This is a genomic window from Actinopolymorpha sp. NPDC004070, assembly GCF_040610475.1.
Classification (GTDB): Bacteria; Actinomycetota; Actinomycetes; order Propionibacteriales; family Actinopolymorphaceae; genus Actinopolymorpha.
Genome location: NZ_JBEXMJ010000012.1, coordinates 127,749 through 145,132 on the forward strand (window position 1 = coordinate 127,749; position 17,384 = coordinate 145,132).

Below are 17,384 nucleotides of genomic sequence, written 5' to 3' on the forward strand. Positions count from 1 at the left end.
GTCCCACTCGAGACGGGATCACCACATGTCGAGACGTCGCCTCCTCGCCGGCATCGCTGCCGCCACCGCACTGGCCCTGACCGGTTGCTCGACCGGGCCGACGTCCGGCGGTGGGCAGACCCGGGCCGCGGACACCGACACCAAGGCCGACACCAAGGCCGGCACGGCCGCGGCCGAGTCGTTCCCGGTGACGATCAGGCACGCCTTCGGCGAGACCACGATCGAGAGGGAGCCGAAGCGAGTCGCCACTCTCGGGTGGAGCGACCAGGACAACGCGCTCGCGCTGGGGGTCGCCCCGGTGGGGGCGACGAAGCTGACCTGGGGCGGCAACAAGGCCGGCTCGTCGGACTGGTTCGACGCCACCCTGAAGAGCGCCGGCACGAAGGCCCCGGTGAGGTACGACGACTCCGACGGCCCGCCCGCGGAGGAGATCGCCACGCTGCGCCCGGACGTCATCCTGGCCACCAACTCCGGCCTGACGAGGGCGCAGTACGACAAGCTGAGCAAGATCGCTCCGGTGGTGGCCTACCCCAAGGCCGCCTGGACCACACCGTGGCGTACGTCGTTGAAGCTGGTCGGCAAGGCGCTCGGGCGCAGTGAGGCCGCCGACAAGGTGACGGCGGCGACCGAGCGGCGCATCCAGGACGCGCGGGCGAAGTACCCGCAGCTCAAGGGAACGTCGCTGATCTTCGCCTACCTCACCACAACCGACCTGTCCCAGGTCGGGATCTACGCGCCGCAGGACCCCCGGGTGTCGTTCATGCACGACCTCGGCCTGGTGGACGCGCCGGCGGTGGCCACGGCCATCAAGCCGGGCCAGTTCTACGGAACGGTGTCGGCGGAGCGCGCGCCGCAGCTGAAGTCCGACGTCCTGCTCACCTGGTCGGAGAACCCGAGCGACCTGAAGACGTTCATCGACGACAAGCTGATCGGCAAGATTCCGGCGATCGCCGACGGCCGCGCCTACGCCGAAGCCGACAAGCACGTCAGCCTGGCGGTGACCAACCCGACCCCGCTGTCGATTCCGTACGTCATCGAGCACTTCGTGCCGCACGTCGCGAAGGCAGCCGACCGATCGTGACGCAGGTCCTGGCCACGAGCCGGCCGCGTCCGCGGGTGTCGGGGCGGGGCGCCCTGGCTGCCGCTGTCGGGATTTCCGCAGTAGCGGCCGGCGTGTTCGCGGCGTCCGTGCTGGTGGGGTCGAGCGGGCTCTCGTGGGCGGCTGTCCTCGACCCGGCTCACCCGCTGCACGCGGTCTACCAGGCCCGGCTGGAACGCACCGTGCTCGCGTTCGCGGTGGGCGCGGCACTCGGTGTGGCCGGCGCCTGCATGCAGGGGCTGACCCGCAATCCGCTGGCCGACCCGGGGATTCTCGGCGTCAACGCGGGGGCGAGCTTCGCCATGGTGCTGGCGATCTCCTACCTCGGCCTCTCGCAGGTGCACCAGTACCTCTGGTTCGCATTCGGCGGTGCGGCGGCCGCCGCCGTCGTGGTGCACGTGGTCGCGTCCCTGGGCCGCGACGGGGCCGGCCCGCTGAAACTCGCCGTCGCGGGCGCGGCGGTCACCGCCGCGGTGAGCAGTTGGACGTCCGGCGTACTGCTCGTCGACCGGAAGACGATGGAGTCATTCCGGCTGTGGCAGGTGGGCACCGTCGGCGGGCGGGGGTTCGACGTGCTGGCCGCCGGCCTGCCGTTCCTCGTGGCCGGTCTGGTGCTGGCGTTCGCCGGCATCCGGATGCTCGACACGCTGGTCCTCGGCAGCGACCTGGCCCGGGGGCTCGGCCGGCGCGTCTGGCTGGACAAACTCGTGCTGGGGCTGGCCATCGTGCTACTGGCCGGCACCGCCACCGCGCTGGCCGGGCCGATCGCCTTCGTGGGCCTGATCGTGCCGCACGCGGTCCGAGCGGTGACCGGGCCACGGCACGCGCGGGTCGTTCCGCTCAGCGCCGTCGGCGGCGCGCTCCTCGTGGGCCTCGCGGACACCGTGGGCCGGGTCGTCCTCCCACCGACCGAGGTGCAGGTCGGCATCATGACGGCCGTCGTCGGTGTGCCCGTCTTTGTGGTGCTGCTGCGCCGCGGACGGATGGGCGGGCTGTGATGACGCAGGCCGGCACCTGTGCCGTGACGAGGACCGCCGGCGAGACCGCCACCCAGGCAGTACGCCGGGCCCGGCGGATCCCCCGGCGCCGGCAGCGCGTGGTCGTCAGCGGGCTGGCCGGGCTGCTGCTGCTCGCGTTCGCTGCCCGGGTCCTGCTGGGCGACTTCACGATCACGATCCCGGACTTCTTCCACATCCTGACCGGCACGGACATCCCCGGTGCCACCTACATCCTGATGGAGAGCAAGCTGCCGCGGGCGGTCCTCGCGGTGCTGGTGGGTACGGCGTTCGGCACCGGCGGAGCGATCTTCCAGACCATCCTGCGGAATCCGCTCGCGAGCCCGGACGTCATCGGCGTGAGCGCCGGAGCGAGCGCGGCCGCCGTGGTCGCGATCGTGATCCTGGGGCTCGGCGGCCCCGCCGTCTCCCTGGCCGCGGTCGCCGGCGCCGTCGGCGTCTCCGTCCTGGTCCGCTCGGTGGCCGGGAAGGCCGGGAAGGCCGGCGGCTACCGGCTGGTCGTTGTTGGGGTGTGTACGGCCGCCGCGCTGCAGTCGGTGATCCAGTACGTCTTCACCCGCGCCGACGAGTACGACGCACAGGTGGTGCTGCGCTGGCTGACCGGTTCCGTCAGCAGCGCCGCCTGGCCCACCATCGCCGTCCTGGCGGTGCTGCTCGTCCTCCTGCTGCCGACGGCCGGCTGGCTCGGGCGGGGGATGCGGGCACTCGAACTCGGCGAGGACACCGCCGCCGGACTCGGTGTGCCCGGCAGCCGTTCCGACCTGTTGCTCGTGGTCGCGGTGGTGCTGACTGCGTGCGGCGTGGCGGCGGCCGGGCCGGTGGCCTTCGTCGCGTTCCTCGCCGGTCCCATCGCCCGGGCGCTCAACGCCGGGCGTACGACGTTGCCGGGAGCGGCCCTCACCGGCGCCACCATTGTGGTGGCCGCCGACTACGTGGCCGACTACCTGCTCGCCGACATCAACTTCCCCGTCGGGGTCGTCACCGGCGCCCTCGGCGCGCCGTTCCTGCTCTGGCTGCTGGCCAGTGGCCGTACCGGAAGGAGAGCGCAGTGAGCACCGCGGTTCCGTCTGTTCGCCTGCGGGCGGAGGACGTCACGCTCGGGTACGGCGACCGGACGGTCGTGGAGCGGCTTTCCGTACGGATCCCTGACCGTCAGGTGACCGCCGTCGTCGGCCCCAACGCCTGTGGCAAGTCCACCTTGCTCCGCGGCATGGCCCGGCTGATCAGGCCGAGCGGAGGTTCGGTCCTCCTCGACGGTGCCGCCATCCACCACCTGCCGACCAAGGCGGTGGCCCGAACCCTCGGACTGCTTCCGCAGTGGCCGGTGCCCCCGGAGGGTGTGACCGTCGTGGATCTGGTCTCCCGAGGCCGGCATCCCCACCAGGGCCTCCTCGGCCGGTGGTCCGCGGCCGACGAGCGCGCGGTCGTGGAGGCGATGACCCTCACCGGCACCGTCGACCTCGCCGAACGGGTGGTCGACGAACTGTCCGGAGGTCAGCGGCAGCGCACCTGGATCGCGATGGCGCTCGCCCAGGAGACCGACCTGCTGCTCCTCGACGAGCCGACGACCTACCTCGACGTCGCCCACCAGGTGGAGATGCTCGACCTGCTCGCCGACCTCAACCAGCGTCGCGGCGCCACGATCGTGATGGTGCTGCACGACCTGAACCTCGCCACGCGGTACGCGCACAACCTCGTCGCGCTGCGCCAGGGCCGGGTGCTCGCGGAGGGTGCACCCGCTGACGTGGTCACCGAGGACAACGTACGGAAGATCTTCGGCCTGGCCAGCCGGGTCGTCACCGACCCGGTGTCGCACACGCCGCTGGTCGTCCCGATCGGCCGCCACCACCAGGAGACGCGATGACGGCAACCACCGGACGCACCCGCCCCCTGCCCATCATCCTCACCGAGGTGGAGGCGGTACGTGTCGAACGCCTGTCCCCGAGCTTCGTGCGGGTGGAGCTGGCAGGCCCGGAGCTGGCCGAATTCGGGGTACAGGGGGAGCTGTACGACCAGCGCATCAAGCTGATCTTCCCCGGTCCGCGCGGGGCACTGCCCAACCTTGCCGGTGAGGAGTCGTGGTACGCCGCCTGGCTGAACCTCCCCGACGCCGAGCGCGGGCACCTGCGCACCTACACCGTCCGCGAAGTGCGCGGCGCGGGCCGCGACGCGCGGGTGGTGGTCGACTTCGTGCTGCATGGTGACTCCGGGCCCGGCTCGTGCTGGGCGACGAGGGCCCGCGCCGGCGACCGGTTGCTGCTGATCGGACCACGGCGGGGTGAGCGTTTCGGCGGCATCGAGTTCGCCCCCGGTGGACTTCGTGAGGTGCTTCTCGTGGCGGACGAGACCGCGGTGCCGGCGGCGTGCGGCATCCTGGCCGCACTGGACGCGGACTTCGGCGGCGCGGCCTTCCTCGAGGTCCCCGAGTCCGGCGACGTGCTGGACGTCCCCGTCCCCGCCAAGATCAACGTGGTCTGGCTGCCCCGCGACGGCGCGCCGCACGGCCGACGCCAGGTCGCTGCCGTACGCCGTCATCTCGAGCTCGACCCGACGGACGACCTGATCGACGACCGCCAGGTGTCACCCGACCTGTGGGAGACCCCGACGTACTCCTCCTCCGGCGAGCCGATCGAGCCGATGAGTGGCCCGGGGACCGGCGCCGGAGCACGTGACGGCCTCTACGCCTGGATCGCGGGGGAGTCGAAGGTGGTCACCACGTTGCGACGATGCCTGGTCGAGGAGGCCGGCCTCGACCGCCGGCAGGTGGCGTTCATGGGCTACTGGCGGCACGGTGTCGCGATGCGCGGCTGACCGCCGGTCAGTGCAGCACGCGGTAGGTCAGGTGCGTGACCGAACTCTTCGGCGGCGGTGACTCCAGCTGCTGGAGATTCAGCGGCGGGACGCCCTCGAAGAGCCGCGTGCCGGCGCCGAGGGTCACCGGCACGACGTGCAGTCGCAGCTCGTCGATCAGGCCGGCGGCGAGGTACTGGTTGATCGTGCTCGCCCCGCCCTGGATCGACACGTCACGGTTTCCGGCGGCCTCCCGCGCCTGCTTCAGTGCGGACTCGATTCCGTCGGTGACGAAGAAGTACGTCGTACCGCCGTCCATCGGTTGTGGGTCGCGCGGGTGGTGGGTGAGTACGAAGACCGGGACGTGGAACGGCGGGTCGTCGCCCCACCAGCCCTTCCACTCCCGATCCCACTCGCCGCGAACGGGGCCGAACATGTTGCGCCCCATGACGAACGCGCCGGGCGCGGCCACTGCGGTCTGGGCAGCGGCCGCCTGCACGTTCGCGTCACCGCCGGCCCGGTCCTCCTCAGGCGTCTCGAACATGCAGGCGTGCAGCTTGCTCCCCCAGCCGTCCCCGCCGTCGTCACCGAACGGGCGCTGCTCGGTCTGGTTCGGCCCGGCCGAGTAACCGTCGGCCGAGATCGAGAGGTCGCTTGTCACCTTGCTCATTCGCCTGCTCCTCCTCGCGGGCGCGTACTCGCCGCAGGGCCGGCCGGCCGTGGTCGGCCCCGCCTGCGACGCGCTCAGTCCTTCGGGCCGTAGGCCGCGGCGATGTCCTGTGAGCCGTTCCATCGGCTGTAGGTGGGCGACTTCGGCCAGCCGTCGGGCGAGTCCTGCCACTCCTCCTGCCGGCCGTACGGCAGAAGATCGATCAGGCCGAAGGTGTGGCTCAACTGCTCGGTGCCCCGGCCGTTGGTGTGCCAGGTGCGGTAGACCGTGTCGCCGTCACGCAAGAACACGTTGACAGCGAAACCGCCACCGGCCGGCGCGCCGACGTCCTCACCGAACGTGCTGTTGGCGGTGGAGTACCACGTCATCTGGTTTCCGACCCGCCGCTTGTAGGCGAGCGCCTCGTCGATCGGGCCCTGGGTGACGATCACGAAACGGGCGTCGTAGTTGTCCAGGAACTCCAGCCGGGTGAACTGCGAGGTGAACCCGGTGCAGCCGGGGCACTGCCACTCCTCGCCCGGGAACCACATGTGGTTGTAGACGATCAGCTGCGACTTGCCGTCGAAGACGTCGGCGAGCCGGACCGGACCCTCCTCGCCCTCCAGGGTGTAGTCGGGCATCTGGACCGCCGGCAGGTGGCGGCGCTGCGCGGCGATCGCGTCGAGCTCCCGGGTCGCTGCCTTCTCCCGGACGCGTAGCTCGTCGAGGTGGCGCTGCCAGGTCTCGGCGTCGACGATCTTCGGTAGTGCGGTGGCTGTCATGTGGCTCCCCATCGATCTTCGTTCGTGTCCACGGTCCTGTGGCTCGGGGTTGTAGACCGGGTCCGGCCGCCGAACTCATCGGACGGACGCCGTGGAAACCGTCGGAGCGCTCGTGGCGGCTCATCCGGCGTTCCGCGCAGTTCCGGAAAGTAGTCGAATCGCTACCTTATGTGCTACCCGGTGATCGGCGTGTGCGGGCCGGGTGGCATGATCGACCGGCATGGTGGCGATCTCGGTGAGTGAACCGATGGTCAGCGCGGCGGCCGACCCCGGGTCGTTCCAGCGCGGCCGGGACTACTACCTGGCGGGCCGGGTTCGGGAGCTGACGGTCGACGGCGTGGCCGTGTCCGCGATCGTCGATGGCGGGCGCGCCTACCGCGTACGGCTCGACCTGACCCCGGTCGGCCTGGAAGGCCGGTGCAACTGCCCCTTCGGGGCCGAGGGCTTCTTCTGCAAACACTGCGTCGCGGCGGCGCTGGCCTGGCTGGACAGCGCGGGTGCTCCGGTCGATGCTTCACCCGTGAGCAACGGGACGGCCGACCGGAAACAGAACGCCGGCAGGAGCAAGGCCGGCGCGAAGAGCCGGGGCGGGCGCGACCGCCGGTTGCGCAACTTCCTGCTCCGCCAGGAGGGGCCGTGGCTGGTGGAGGAGTTGCTGCGAGCCGCCGGCAACGACCCGTTGCTGCGTGCACGGCTGGAGGTCGCTGCCGGTGTCGACGCCGGTGAGGCGTTCGACGACGCCCACCTTCGCAGCCGCCTGGAGCAGGCGATCGACGCCGGCTACTACGTCGACTACCGCGAGGCGGGGGAGTACTTCTGGGCCGTCGACGAGGTGCTGACCGAGGTGGCCAAGCTGGTCGGGGAGGGCTTTCCGGACGCGGCGAGGGGACTGGCTGCGTACGCGCTGGAGTTGCTGGAAGCGGCAGCCGGCATGGTCGACGACTCCGACGGCGGGCTGCGGCTGGCCATCGAGCGGGCGGAAGGAATTCATCTCGACGCGTGCTCGGCGTCCGCTCCTGACCCGGTGACGCTGGCCGAGTTCCTCGCCGAGCGCGCTCTTCGCAGCGATTGCGAAGTGTTCCTCACCGCCGTGCCCGACTACGTTGCGGTGCTCGGGCCCACCGGGATGGCGAGATACCGCGAACTCGTCCAGGACGCGTGGAACTCCCTGCCGCCCAAGCAGGCCGGCGACCACGGCGGCCACAGGTTCGTCGTCACGTACCTGATGGAACGCCTCGCCGAGTGCGAGGGCGGAACGGACGCGTTGATCGACGTACTCTCCCGAGACATCACCGGTGCGTACGACATTCTCCGGATCGCCGAACGCCTGCACGAGGACGGCCGGGACACCGAGGCACTGGAGTGGCTCGACCGTGGCCTGTCGGACTTCCCGCCGGATCCCCGGCTGCGTGCGCTGGCCGCCGAATGTCGTGTGAACACAGGGGATCGGGCCACCGCGCAGGGCCTGCTGTGGGACAACTTCGCCGAACGCCCCAGCGTGGACGCCTACATCGCTTTGCGGAAGGTGGCGGGAAAGAGGTTCGCCCGTTGGCGCGACCGGGCCCTGAGCGTGCTGCGCGCCAGGCCTGCCGCCGGGCAGCGCGACGACCATCCGCCGTTCTCCGACGGCTACGGGCATTCGACGCTCGTCGAGGTCCTGCTGTGGGAACGCGACGTCGACAGCGCGTGGGACGCGGCCGTCACGGGCGGCTGCCGGATCGAGCTGTGGCTGCAGCTGGCCCGGGCTCGCGCGGAGGGCCATCCTGGCGACGCGATCCAGGTGTTCCGGGCTGCCGCGGACCTGGAGATCGAGAAGAAGGATCGGCGTTCCTACCAGGAGGCGGCCGGTCTCCTGGTGGAGGCGCGCGCTGCGGCCGAGCGCAGCGGTCACGTCGACGAGTCCGACGCGCACCTGCGTGCCCTGCGTACGACCCACAAGGCCAAGCGCGCCCTCCGCGAGGAACTCGACCGCGCCGGCCTGCCCTGACCGCGACCCGGCGCCGCCGACCCACTGGGTGGCTACGTCGAGTCGGCCGTCATCGCGGGCGAGGCCGTCAACGGCGTCTTCCCGTCCGACCACCGGGCGGTGGTCCGCGACCTCCGCTGGCACGACCGCTGAGCGGCGTTCGATCGCGTACGAACGAAGCGCGGTGTGTCAGTCCTCGATGCAGACGCCGATCGCCCCACCGACCGCGGCCCCGATCCCGGCCCCGATGGGCCCCCCGAACCCGAACCCGATTCCGGCGCCGACCAGCGCCCCCGTACCGCCGAACACCGCGTCGCCCGCCTTCAACGACCTCGGTGCCGGCTGGTCACCGTCCGCGGGGCGCTTGGAGACCAGCGAGTTCAGCACGCTGGCCACGGCGACCGCGGCCGGGCTCGAACCCTGGTCGAGCACGAGGCCCTGGTAGAACGCCTGCACTCGCCTGACCAGCTTGGGGTCGGTGCCATCCGGGGAGGCGAAGAAGAGGTCGAAGATGGCCGAGAGCTCCTTGGCCTCGTCCCTGGTGAGCGCCTCCCGGGAGACCAGCTCGTCGAGACCGGCGTGGACCGCCTTCTGCCGATCCCCGTCGTTGTCCGCACGAAGGCGCCTGAGCGCGCTGCGGACGGTGACGCTGATGTCCCCCGCGCTGATCACCGTCCCCCGAACCGCCAACGAAGAGTCCGCCATCCTGGTGTCGTGTTCGTGTTTCATTGCTGCCCTCCGGCTTCCGCGGGGGCGGGGGCTTCGGCGGCGTACTGGCGTACTGAGGATGCGGCCGGCCTCCGACTGTTTCTTGAAGTTACTGCCGTTCGCGCCGCGGTCAACACATAGCCACATATGGTCGTGATCGCCTGCCAGGGCAGCGTTCGCGACGCTGCCTGTGGGAGGCTGTGGGTCGGGTTCGCGCACGAACTACTGGAGGCGTCGTCATGACCGCGACCGTCGGGCAGGGACAGGTGCTCGCAGACACCGATGCGGAGTTCTTCTGGGAGCGGGGTTACCTGCGGGTCGCCCAGGTGTTCAGCCCCGAGGAGACCGCCGAGCTGAAGCGGGAGCTGGACCGGCTGATCGTCGAGTGGGCCAACCGTGACTCGGAGTGGACCGGGCCGTGGCGGCAGGCGTACATGGACGAGGAGACCGAGCGGGCCGGCAAGTTCGCCGGCATGCACGACCTGCAGTACTACTCGGCCCCCTGGTTGCGGGCGATCTCCAACCCGAACCTCGTCGGGGTGCTGGTGAAGCTGCTCGGGCCGGACGTGGAGTTCCACCACACGACGATGCACGTGAAGGTGCCCGAGACCGGGATGCCGTTCCCGATGCACCAGGACCACCCGTTCTACAAGCACGACGACGGCCGGTTCATCGACGTACTCCTGCACCTGGACGACACGAACAGCGAGAACGGCGAGATCCGGTTCCTGGAGGGCTCGCACCAGGGTGGGGCGCTGCAGCACATCACCGAGACCGCCGACGGGCCGTGTTCGCCGCACCTGCCGATGGACAAGTACCGCCTGGCCGACACGGTGGCGGTCCCGGCGAAGGCCGGTGACGTCGTCCTGATGACGATCAACACCGTGCACGGGTCCGACGTCAACCGTTCGTCGAAGCCTCGGCGGCTGGTCCGGATGGGTTACCGCCACCCGCACAACCGCCAGACCGCGGGGCAGTCCCTCGGACGCCCGGGTCTCATGGTCGCGGGGAACCGGGAGCGGCGCGAGGGGGACCAGGCGTTCCCGACCGAGTGAGTTCCCGGGCCTCGGGCCTGCGGGGTGTGCGTCACATCGGCGAATCCCTCACCCGGCGACGTGAGCCGGTGTGCTGGACAGCTCCCGGCGATCGGTGGTAGCTGAGGTACGCATGAGTTACTTCCTCTACAGGTTCGTGCCCCGGCCGGACTTCCCTTCCACCATGACCGAGGCCGAGGCGGCGGTCATGCGCGAACACGTCGCCTACTGGCAGGCCCTCGCGGACAAGGGCACCGCGGTGGCGTTCGGACCGGTCGCGGACCCGGCCGGCTTCTGGGGGGTCGCCGTCGTCGAGGCGGAGACCCCCGAACAGGTACAGGCCATCCGTGCGTCCGACCCGGCCGTCATGGCCGGCCTGGGCCCGGTCGACGTCTACCCGATGCCGGACGCGATCACGCGCCGCTCCTGACCCCTCGTGCCATCACCTCCAGCGGAGACGTGGCCTGACCGATGAGCTCAGCCGAGCAGCCGGACCTTCGGGACGAGCCCGGGTTCGCCGCGCTCTCCGAACGCCACCGCGGTGAGCTGCAGGTCCACTGCTACCGGATGCTCGGGTCGCTGGAGGACGCCGAGGACCTTGTGCAGGAGACCTTCCTGCGCGCCTGGCGAAGCCGGGAGACCTTCGGTGCGGACGGGCGCTTCTCGTTCCGGGCATGGCTCTACCGGATCGCGACGAACGTGTGTCTCGACGCTCTCCGGTCCCGCTCGCGCAGGGTGCTGCCGCCCGATGTCGCACCACCCGCGGACCCGACCGTGCCGCCCGCGCCGCCCACGGACCTGCCGTGGTTGCAGCCGTACCCGGACCCGTTGCTGGACCAGGTCACCGCGCCGGCCGAGGAGGAGCCGGGCGCTGTCGTGGTCGCCCGGGAGACGATCGAGCTCACCTTCATCGCAGCGATCCAGCACCTGCCGCCTCGCCAGCGCGCCACGCTCATCCTCCGCGACGTCCTGGGCTGGCCCGCCAAGGAAACGGCGTCGCTTCTGGACACCACCGTCGCGTCGGCGAACAGCGCCCTGCAGCGTGCCCGGACGACTCTTCGGCAGCACCTCGGAGAGCGGACGAACTGGCGTACGACATCGTCGCCGACAGCCGAGGAGCGGGAGTTGCTGCGCCGCTACGTCGAGGCGCACGAGAGCTCCGACGCCAACGCGCTCGCGGCGTTGTTGCGCGAGGACGCACGCCTGACGATGCCGCCGCACCCGACCTGGTACGCGGGACGCGCCGCGATCATGGCTGCGTCAACCCAGGCTTTCACCCCGGCGTTCGGGAGGCTGCGCAGTGTTCCTGTCCGAGCGAACCGCCAGCTGGGCGCCGCCCACTACCTGCTGGCGCCGGGGGAGACGGTCTACCGGCCGCTGGCGGTCGACGTGCTGAGGATCGAGGACGGCCAGGTTGCCGAGATCACGTCCTTCGACGGTTCTGCGTACTTCGTGATGTTCGGGCTGCCGCTGACGCTGGACCGATGAGTTCTCCGACGGGGCTCGTTGTAGAGGGTGAAGGCCCTCTACCCGAAGGAGAAACCGATGAGAACTCTCGCCGTTTCGGCGTTCGTCTCGCTGGACGGAGTCATGCAGGCAGCCGGCGGGCCACACGAGGATCCGACCGGCGGCTTCACCAAGGGCGGCTGGGCGGTGACGTACTTCGACGAGGAGATGATGAACCGCGCGCCGCAGACGTCGTACGAACTGCTGCTCGGCCGCGGAACCTACGAGATGTTCGCCGCGCACTGGCCCTACGACCAGGGGCCGGTCGCCGACCACCTCAACAGCACCCGCAAGTACGTCGCCTCCACGACGCTCGATCAGCTCGAGTGGAACAACTCGACGCTGATCGAGGGAGACGTCGCGGAGTACGTCGGGAAACTGAAGCGCGAGGACGGGCCCGAGATCCAGGTGCACGGCAGTCCCGGGCTGATCCAGACGCTGCTGCGGCACGACCTGGTCGACGAGTTCCGGACGTGGATCTTTCCCGTCGTCCTGGGCTCCGGCAAACGCCTCTTCGACGGTGGCACGCTTCCGGCTGCGCTGAAGCTCACCGACCGCTGGGTCTCGAAGACCGGGGTGATGATCAACATCTACGTCCGAGACGGGGAGATCCTGATCGGGGAAATGGATTTCGAGGTGCCGACGGACGCCGAACTCGCCCGGCGCGAACGCCTCGCTGCCCGAGGCGCGTCCTAGGACACCTCACCGGGACCGAGAGCGCCCGGTCTTCGGCTTACCTGCCGAGGGACCGGTCCTGCCCGACCGGCGCGGCGCGGCGTCGTTTCGGTAGGCGGCGAGAAACACCCGGGCCGCCGCGGCGGCGATCGCGTCGCGTTCGGCCGGGCTGGGCGGCTCGGCAGGGCAGAAGTGAGCCTTGTCCTGGACGATGCCGAGCGCGAGGTAGGCGAACTGCCCTGCAGCCAACAGGACGTCGCCCGCGGTGATCAGGCCTCGGTCCGCGAAGGTCTGCAGGGCGTCGGCGATGGTGCTGATGCCCCTCGCCGGGGCGCTCTCGTAGTAGCGCCGAGCGAGTTCGGGAAACCGCTCGGCCTCGGCGATGATCAAACGCCGTAGTGCCAGGACATGTGGTTGGAGTACGGCCTCCAGATAGGCGCGAGCGAGGCGTTCCATGGCGGTTGCGAGGTCGTCCGCGGACTCGACCCGGTCCGCATCGAGGGTCGCGGTCAACTCCGCGACGATCTGGTCGGAGTTGCGAGTCACGCCGAGCACGATGTCGGTGAACAGGCGTTCCTTGTCGGCGAAGTGCTTGTACACGGTCTGTTTGGAGACCCCGGCGTCGGCGGCGACCTGATCCATGCTGGTGTCCCGGTAGCCGTTGCGCAGGAACAGGGCGAGCGCCACGTCCGCTATGGCCTGGCGCTTGCGTGCGGATCGGCCCGTCGGGACTCGACCGTCGGAGCCGGTTGCCGTCGCGTCCCCGGTCGGTGGGCTGTCGGTCGTCACTGGGCCTCCTCGGGTGTCGGTCGAGTCATAGTACTGGACAGTCTAGTTTCGAGAGCGGTACTGTACCGTCCAGTTCTCAGTGGTCCGGCTTCGAAGTGGAGTGTGAGGAGTGCCAATGTCGACCGTCGATCTGCCTGCGGTGACAGACCCGTCGAAGAGCTGTGGGCCCGCGTCGAGCAACGTGACGCGGAGCATGCTCGGCTACCTCGCCCTGGCCGGGCCCTTCTATGTCGTCGTCTCGTTGGCCCAGGCGTTGGTCCGGCCGGGGTTCGACCTCTCCCGGCACGAGTGGAGCCTGCTCGCCGTCGGGCACCACGGCTGGATCCAGTGCGCGAATCTCGTGCTGACCGGTCTCATGACGATCGTCGGCGGCATCGGGGCATGGCGGGCGCTCCCCCCGACGACGAGAGGTCGCCGGTGGGTGGGCGCGCTGCTCACCGCATACGGCACGGCACTGGTCGGCGCCGGCGTGTTTCGCGCGGACGCGGCGGACGGCTTCCCCCTCGGTACGCCGGCGGGCCGGCCGGCGCAGCCGAGCCCGCACGGCCTCCTGCACCTGCTGTGCGGCTCGATCGGGTTCGCCTGCCTGATCGCCACCTGCTTCCTGGTCGCCCGCATCTACGCCCGGCGCTCGGACCGGCGTGCCGCTGCCGTCTCCGTCCTGGTCGGCGTCCTCTTCACCAGCGCCTTTGCCGGGATCGCCAGCGGAGCAGGCAACAGCGCTGTCAACATCGTCTTTACGCTCGCGGTGATCATCAGCTACGCATGGCTCACGGCCGTCGCGGTGGACCTGTACAGGCTCACGCGCCGGATCGATCGCGAGAGGGAGGACGCCGACCTCGCGCGGCGCGGTCGCCTCGCCGACGGCCAGGACAGGTAAGTCCTACGGGAGTTCCTGGGCCAGCTCCTCCGCGTCCGTACGCCCGATCGACGCGACGTCGGCGGTGAGGATGGCGACGAACAGCAGGAACGTCACCACGTGGACGGCGGTGCAGTACAGGCAGACCGCGCCCACGACGAGGAGTTCGACGTAGATCAGGTAACACACCATCGCGACGCCGACGACGCCGCCGGCGAGCCGGGCCCAGCGCACCAGCGCAGACCCCGACCGCCAGGCCACCGGCAGGCAGAGCACTGCCATCCCGATGAAGTACGCCAGGCCCGCGACGGCGACCGAGACGACACCCGCCAGCATCGACTGCGGGCTGGTCGTCACCTTGATGCAGTTGACGGTTCCGCTGTCGGGACAGGCCAGTGCGCTCGCGCTGGTGAAGTGGGCGTACGTCAGGTAGGCGGACAGGCCCAGCCCGGCGAGACACAACACCAGCGACACCGGCGCCGCCCAGGCGGGGCGGTCAGCTTGCCGCATCGAGCTGCCTCTGCAGTTGCTTGACGGTGCTCGTCCCGCAGACGTTGCCGGGCTGGTTTCCGGTCAGCTTGCACAGGGTCGCGGTGATGGTGTTGGCCGAACCGTCGACGGCCTTGGCGATCGGATCGTTCGGGTCCTTCAGTGCGGAGGCGATCTCGGCCATCGTCTTGCCCTGCAGGACCGAGGGGTCGTACTGCGCGCCGGACACCAGGTAGCGGCCGCCGAAGTCCACGGTCGGGAACGACAGTTGGCCGCCGCCTGTGACCTGGTCGATCTGCTTCTGCTCGGCCGGCGTCAGCTTGTCCAGCGGGGTGTAGCCGTTTCCGCTGCGCTGGTTGGTGGTGAGCTCCCTGCCGACGAAGCTGAGGTAGCGGCTGGAGTAGCTCGCGCCGTGGAAGCTGAACGTCGCGGTGTTGGGGTAGACGTCCTGCGAGGCGGAGTGTGTCGTACCGAGGTTGGCGAAGCTGCCGAACCTGCTCAGCGCCACCACCATCGACCAGCGCTCGGCCGCGCAGTAGGGGCAGTACTCCGCCCCGACGTAGAGCACCTTCGGCTTACCGCCCTCGGTGACCGGCTTCGCCTTCACCGCCTGCGGCCACTGCTTGACGCTGCCCTTGCCGACCGCGGCCAGGGTCGTGGCCGGGACGCTCGCCACCGCCTTCTCCACCGACGGCTGAGCGCCGCTCCCGCCGGCCTGCTGGGTGCTGCCGCCGCCACCCCTGGTCAGGTAGATCCCGACGATCGCGGCGATCACCACCAGCACCACTGCCACCGCGGCGCCCACGACCGCCAGCCGGCGACGCCGGGCCTGGCGTGCCTGCTCCGCCCGGAGCGCCGCCACCTTCGTGCGCGTGGACCGCTCCCCGTCTCCGTGCTGCTGTCCCTTCGGCCTCGCCATCGCACGCTCACTTCCGGTCATGGCGTCCTGCGTCCTCGATGCGTACCCGCGTCCTCGATGTCGGCACCGGTGACCGGGGTGCCACGGAGCACTATCCCACCCCGACCTCGGGCCGAAGCGGCCTCCTGCCCTCCGGCACGCACCACCGCGGCGTTCGGATCAGTACTCGACCGAGCAAAACTGTAATGTAGAAGTACACTAGGTGAATGGCATCCACATATCCCATCGCTGAGGCCCGCGGTCTGATCGGCGAACTTGCCCGACGCGCTGCTCAGCACGAGCACATCACGCTCACCGACCGCGGCGTACCCACCGCCGTTCTCATCTCGCCCGCCGAGCTCGAAGATCTCGAAGACTCCCTCGCTATCGCCCGCTTGGAACTCAAGCGCGCCCGCGGCTTGGCTGAGAAGCCGGTCCCGAACGACGAAGCTATCGCCAGGCTCACAAAAGCGGCCGGGAGAGACGGCGAGTGACCTGGGAAGTTATCTGGGAGCCTGGCGCGCTCGACACGGCTGCGGGACACCTCAAGGACGCCCCGGAGGCACTTGATGCTCTCATCGAAGCCGCACGCCTGCTGGAGACCGACTCCCGCCCTCCGGGATCGCTGGCCTGGGGCACCGAGCACAGGCGCTACCGGGCCGGACGGTTGCGGGTGCTGTACCGCATCGACCCGGAGAAGCACATCATTCACATCGAACACATCGGACTGGTCGTCGAGTAAGTCAGCAGTAGCGATCAGCGCAAGCGCGGGTGCGTGCACAGGGCTCCTCGACGCGAAGTTGTCCTGTACCTCTAGCCGCTCGTCTGGTGTATCAACTTTGAAGGACCGTTGCGTCGGCATGCGGCGCGCGTCGAGGCCGAATCTGCCTCCGAGGCCATGTGGGCGGCAGGGCAGCCCGGGCTCTTGAACAAGGCTTTTGCTGCGCAGGCCTGTGGTCGTGACGAGACGTGGGCGAGGGTCGGTTGCCGGGGGAGTGGACGTACGTTGTCCTCGTCGCCCATGCGAACCCCAGTCGACTTGGAGTCAGCCAGATGCGCGCACTCACCGTCCAGCCAGGCGCCACCGGCAAGGGCAACTCGATCCCGGTGTCGGTGGAGGAGCTGCCTGATCCGTCGCCGGGCGACGGCGAGTTGCTCGTACGCGGGCTGGGGATCGGGATCTGCGGCACGGACCGGGAGATCATCGGCGGCCACTACGGCTGGGCGCCCCCGGGCGCGTCCCGGCTGGTGCTCGGCCACGAGTCGCTCGGCCGGGTTCTGAGTGCGCCGGCCGGAAGCGCGTTCGCAGAGGGAGATCTCGTCGCCGGGGTCGTCCGGCGCCCTGACCCGGTGCCCTGTGGGGCCTGTGCCAGGGGCGAGTTCGACATGTGCCGCAACGGCGAGTACACCGAGCGCGGCATCAAGGAACTCGACGGGTACGCCAGCGAGCTGTGGACGGTGGAGACCGACTACGCGGTCCGGGTGGACGCTCGGCTGGAGTCGGTCGGCAACCTCGTGGAGCCGACCAGCGTGGTGGCCAAGGCGTGGGACCAGGTCGACCGGGTCGGTGCGCGGTCGTGGTTCGAACCCCAGCGGGCGCTGGTCACCGGGGCGGGTCCCATCGGCCTCCTCGCGGCCCTTCTGGCGAAGCAACGCGGTCTTGACGTCCATGTCGCCGACCTGGTGAAGGCCGGGCCGAAACCCGACGCGGTCAGGGCGCTTGGCGCGGAGTATCACTCCGACCCGATCGGCGACGTGGCGGCCAAGGTGCAGCCGGACGTGGTGATCGAGGCGACCGGCGTCGGCGAGGTGGTCTTCGACGCCATGGCCGCCACCGCGCCGTACGGCATCGTCTGCCTCACGGGTGTGTCCGCAGCCGGGCGCCGGCTGACCATCGACGCCGGGGCCACCAACCGGAGCATGGTGCTGGAGAACGACGTGGTGATCGGCTCGGTGAACGCCAACCTCCGCCACTACGCCGCCGCCGCGTCGGCGCTCGCCGCCGCGGATCTGGACTGGCTGAACCGCCTGGTCAGCCGCCGGGTCCCGCTGGAGCGGTTCAGTGAGGCGCTCACGCCGGAGCCCGACGACATCAAGGTCGTTCTCACACTCTGACGGCCTACA

At 70.2% G+C, this 17,384-nt stretch carries 20 protein-coding genes; 14 read left to right on the forward strand and 6 right to left on the reverse strand.

All coding sequences use genetic code 11. From position 1 onward, the window contains the following. The first annotated feature begins 25 nt into the window (after window positions 1-25). Genes ABZV93_RS22020 through ABZV93_RS22040 form a run of 5 tightly spaced genes read left to right on the forward strand, consistent with a single transcriptional unit; the run spans window position 26 to window position 4,926 of the window. Window positions 26-1,081: an iron-siderophore ABC transporter substrate-binding protein gene (locus ABZV93_RS22020; RefSeq protein WP_354939110.1), complete on the forward strand. Its 1,056-nt coding sequence runs from the start codon at window positions 26-28 to the stop codon at window positions 1,079-1,081. Next, window positions 1,078-2,097, forward strand: coding sequence for an iron ABC transporter permease (locus ABZV93_RS22025; protein ID WP_354939112.1), 1,020 nt, complete (start codon window positions 1,078-1,080; stop codon window positions 2,095-2,097). Before ABZV93_RS22020 ends, ABZV93_RS22025 begins: the two co-directional genes overlap by 4 nt. Continuing rightward, window positions 2,097-3,167 (forward strand): iron ABC transporter permease, encoded by a 1,071-nt coding sequence (locus ABZV93_RS22030; protein WP_354939114.1) that lies wholly within the window; start codon window positions 2,097-2,099, stop codon window positions 3,165-3,167. The genes ABZV93_RS22025 and ABZV93_RS22030 overlap by 1 nt, the downstream gene beginning before the upstream one ends. Beyond that, window positions 3,164-3,979: an ABC transporter ATP-binding protein gene (locus ABZV93_RS22035; protein WP_354939116.1), complete on the forward strand. Its 816-nt coding sequence runs from the start codon at window positions 3,164-3,166 to the stop codon at window positions 3,977-3,979. Before ABZV93_RS22030 ends, ABZV93_RS22035 begins: the two co-directional genes overlap by 4 nt. After that, complete coding sequence (locus ABZV93_RS22040) at window positions 3,976-4,926, forward strand: siderophore-interacting protein (protein ID WP_354939118.1); 951 nt, start codon at window positions 3,976-3,978, stop codon at window positions 4,924-4,926. Before ABZV93_RS22035 ends, ABZV93_RS22040 begins: the two co-directional genes overlap by 4 nt. A gap of 7 nt (window positions 4,927-4,933) precedes the next feature. Here ABZV93_RS22040 and ABZV93_RS22045 read toward each other — a convergent pair whose 3' ends face one another. Beyond that, the gene (locus ABZV93_RS22045; protein WP_354939120.1) at window positions 4,934-5,575 is read right to left on the reverse strand and encodes a dihydrofolate reductase family protein; all 642 of its coding nucleotides are present in this window, start codon (window positions 5,573-5,575) and stop codon (window positions 4,934-4,936) included. Window positions 5,576-5,649: 74 nt separating this feature from the next. Continuing rightward, complete coding sequence (locus tag ABZV93_RS22050; protein WP_354939122.1) at window positions 5,650-6,336, reverse strand: DUF899 family protein; 687 nt, start codon at window positions 6,334-6,336, stop codon at window positions 5,650-5,652. A gap of 235 nt (window positions 6,337-6,571) precedes the next feature. On the opposite strand from ABZV93_RS22050, the gene ABZV93_RS22055 reads away from it, so the two are divergent. Next, complete coding sequence (locus ABZV93_RS22055; protein ID WP_354939124.1) at window positions 6,572-8,323, forward strand: DUF6880 family protein; 1,752 nt, start codon at window positions 6,572-6,574, stop codon at window positions 8,321-8,323. Between the two features lie 168 nt (window positions 8,324-8,491). Here the strand turns inward: ABZV93_RS22055 and ABZV93_RS22060 are convergent, their stop codons facing one another. Next, window positions 8,492-9,007 (reverse strand): hypothetical protein, encoded by a 516-nt coding sequence (locus tag ABZV93_RS22060; RefSeq protein ID WP_354939125.1) that lies wholly within the window; start codon window positions 9,005-9,007, stop codon window positions 8,492-8,494. 242 nt (window positions 9,008-9,249) lie between these two features. Here ABZV93_RS22060 and ABZV93_RS22065 point away from each other — a divergent pair, with 242 nt between their 5' ends. From ABZV93_RS22065 to ABZV93_RS22080, 4 genes are all read left to right on the forward strand, one after another. After that, window positions 9,250-10,065 carry a phytanoyl-CoA dioxygenase family protein gene (locus ABZV93_RS22065; RefSeq protein WP_354939126.1) on the forward strand — a complete coding sequence of 272 codons (816 nt, stop codon included), beginning with the start codon at window positions 9,250-9,252 and terminating at the stop codon, window positions 10,063-10,065. 112 nt (window positions 10,066-10,177) lie between these two features. Continuing rightward, window positions 10,178-10,474 carry a YciI family protein gene (locus ABZV93_RS22070; RefSeq protein WP_354939128.1) on the forward strand — a complete coding sequence of 99 codons (297 nt, stop codon included), beginning with the start codon at window positions 10,178-10,180 and terminating at the stop codon, window positions 10,472-10,474. 41 nt (window positions 10,475-10,515) lie between these two features. Continuing rightward, window positions 10,516-11,532 carry a sigma-70 family RNA polymerase sigma factor gene (locus ABZV93_RS22075; protein ID WP_354939130.1) on the forward strand — a complete coding sequence of 339 codons (1,017 nt, stop codon included), beginning with the start codon at window positions 10,516-10,518 and terminating at the stop codon, window positions 11,530-11,532. 57 nt (window positions 11,533-11,589) lie between these two features. Further along, window positions 11,590-12,246, forward strand: a complete 657-nt coding sequence (locus ABZV93_RS22080; protein WP_354939132.1) for a dihydrofolate reductase family protein — start codon at window positions 11,590-11,592, stop codon at window positions 12,244-12,246. 6 nt (window positions 12,247-12,252) lie between these two features. Here ABZV93_RS22080 and ABZV93_RS22085 read toward each other — a convergent pair whose 3' ends face one another. Then, entirely contained in the window at window positions 12,253-13,014 is a 762-nt protein-coding gene (locus ABZV93_RS22085) for a TetR/AcrR family transcriptional regulator (RefSeq protein WP_354939133.1), read from the reverse strand. Window positions 13,015-13,129: 115 nt separating this feature from the next. On the opposite strand from ABZV93_RS22085, the gene ABZV93_RS22090 reads away from it, so the two are divergent. Next, a complete protein-coding gene (locus ABZV93_RS22090; RefSeq protein WP_354939135.1) occupies window positions 13,130-13,894 on the forward strand; it encodes a DUF998 domain-containing protein in 765 nt (254 codons plus the stop codon). Window positions 13,895-13,897: 3 nt separating this feature from the next. On the opposite strand, the gene ABZV93_RS22095 is transcribed toward ABZV93_RS22090, so the two are convergent. Beyond that, complete coding sequence (locus tag ABZV93_RS22095) at window positions 13,898-14,383, reverse strand: vitamin K epoxide reductase family protein (protein ID WP_354939137.1); 486 nt, start codon at window positions 14,381-14,383, stop codon at window positions 13,898-13,900. After that, window positions 14,370-15,302, reverse strand: coding sequence for a DUF929 family protein (locus tag ABZV93_RS22100; RefSeq protein ID WP_354939139.1), 933 nt, complete (start codon window positions 15,300-15,302; stop codon window positions 14,370-14,372). Before ABZV93_RS22100 ends, ABZV93_RS22095 begins: the two co-directional genes overlap by 14 nt. 185 nt (window positions 15,303-15,487) lie before the next feature. Between ABZV93_RS22100 and ABZV93_RS22105 the strand changes: the two genes are divergently transcribed. The 3 genes from ABZV93_RS22105 (at window position 15,488) to ABZV93_RS22115 (ending at window position 17,375) form a co-directional block, all read left to right on the forward strand. Then, the gene (locus tag ABZV93_RS22105; RefSeq protein ID WP_354939141.1) at window positions 15,488-15,754 is read left to right on the forward strand and encodes a type II toxin-antitoxin system prevent-host-death family antitoxin; all 267 of its coding nucleotides are present in this window, start codon (window positions 15,488-15,490) and stop codon (window positions 15,752-15,754) included. Next, entirely contained in the window at window positions 15,751-16,002 is a 252-nt protein-coding gene (locus ABZV93_RS22110; RefSeq protein WP_354939143.1) for a type II toxin-antitoxin system RelE/ParE family toxin, read from the forward strand. The genes ABZV93_RS22105 and ABZV93_RS22110 overlap by 4 nt, the downstream gene beginning before the upstream one ends. Window positions 16,003-16,313: 311 nt before the next feature. Continuing rightward, the gene (locus tag ABZV93_RS22115) at window positions 16,314-17,375 is read left to right on the forward strand and encodes a glucose 1-dehydrogenase (protein WP_354939145.1); all 1,062 of its coding nucleotides are present in this window, start codon (window positions 16,314-16,316) and stop codon (window positions 17,373-17,375) included. Window positions 17,376-17,384: the final 9 nt, after the last annotated feature.

What these genes read in the sequence shown, in the direction of transcription:
- ABZV93_RS22020 (WP_354939110.1), top strand. Translation starts at nt 26, where the DNA reads ATGTCGAGACGTCGCCTCCTCGCCGGCATCGCTGCCGCCACCGCACTG.
- ABZV93_RS22030 (WP_354939114.1), top strand. Translation starts at nt 2,097, where the DNA reads ATGACGCAGGCCGGCACCTGTGCCGTGACGAGGACCGCCGGCGAGACC.
- ABZV93_RS22040 (WP_354939118.1), top strand. Translation starts at nt 3,976, where the DNA reads ATGACGGCAACCACCGGACGCACCCGCCCCCTGCCCATCATCCTCACC.
- ABZV93_RS22045 (WP_354939120.1), bottom strand. Translation starts at nt 5,575, where the DNA reads ATGAGCAAGGTGACAAGCGACCTCTCGATCTCGGCCGACGGTTACTCG.
- ABZV93_RS22050 (WP_354939122.1), bottom strand. Translation starts at nt 6,336, where the DNA reads ATGACAGCCACCGCACTACCGAAGATCGTCGACGCCGAGACCTGGCAG.
- ABZV93_RS22060 (WP_354939125.1), bottom strand. Translation starts at nt 9,007, where the DNA reads ATGGCGGACTCTTCGTTGGCGGTTCGGGGGACGGTGATCAGCGCGGGG.
- ABZV93_RS22065 (WP_354939126.1), top strand. Translation starts at nt 9,250, where the DNA reads ATGACCGCGACCGTCGGGCAGGGACAGGTGCTCGCAGACACCGATGCG.
- ABZV93_RS22070 (WP_354939128.1), top strand. Translation starts at nt 10,178, where the DNA reads ATGAGTTACTTCCTCTACAGGTTCGTGCCCCGGCCGGACTTCCCTTCC.
- ABZV93_RS22075 (WP_354939130.1), top strand. Translation starts at nt 10,516, where the DNA reads ATGAGCTCAGCCGAGCAGCCGGACCTTCGGGACGAGCCCGGGTTCGCC.
- ABZV93_RS22080 (WP_354939132.1), top strand. Translation starts at nt 11,590, where the DNA reads ATGAGAACTCTCGCCGTTTCGGCGTTCGTCTCGCTGGACGGAGTCATG.
- ABZV93_RS22090 (WP_354939135.1), top strand. Translation starts at nt 13,130, where the DNA reads ATGTCGACCGTCGATCTGCCTGCGGTGACAGACCCGTCGAAGAGCTGT.
- ABZV93_RS22095 (WP_354939137.1), bottom strand. Translation starts at nt 14,383, where the DNA reads ATGCGGCAAGCTGACCGCCCCGCCTGGGCGGCGCCGGTGTCGCTGGTG.
- ABZV93_RS22100 (WP_354939139.1), bottom strand. Translation starts at nt 15,302, where the DNA reads ATGACCGGAAGTGAGCGTGCGATGGCGAGGCCGAAGGGACAGCAGCAC.
- ABZV93_RS22105 (WP_354939141.1), top strand. Translation starts at nt 15,488, where the DNA reads ATGGCATCCACATATCCCATCGCTGAGGCCCGCGGTCTGATCGGCGAA.
- ABZV93_RS22115 (WP_354939145.1), top strand. Translation starts at nt 16,314, where the DNA reads ATGCGCGCACTCACCGTCCAGCCAGGCGCCACCGGCAAGGGCAACTCG.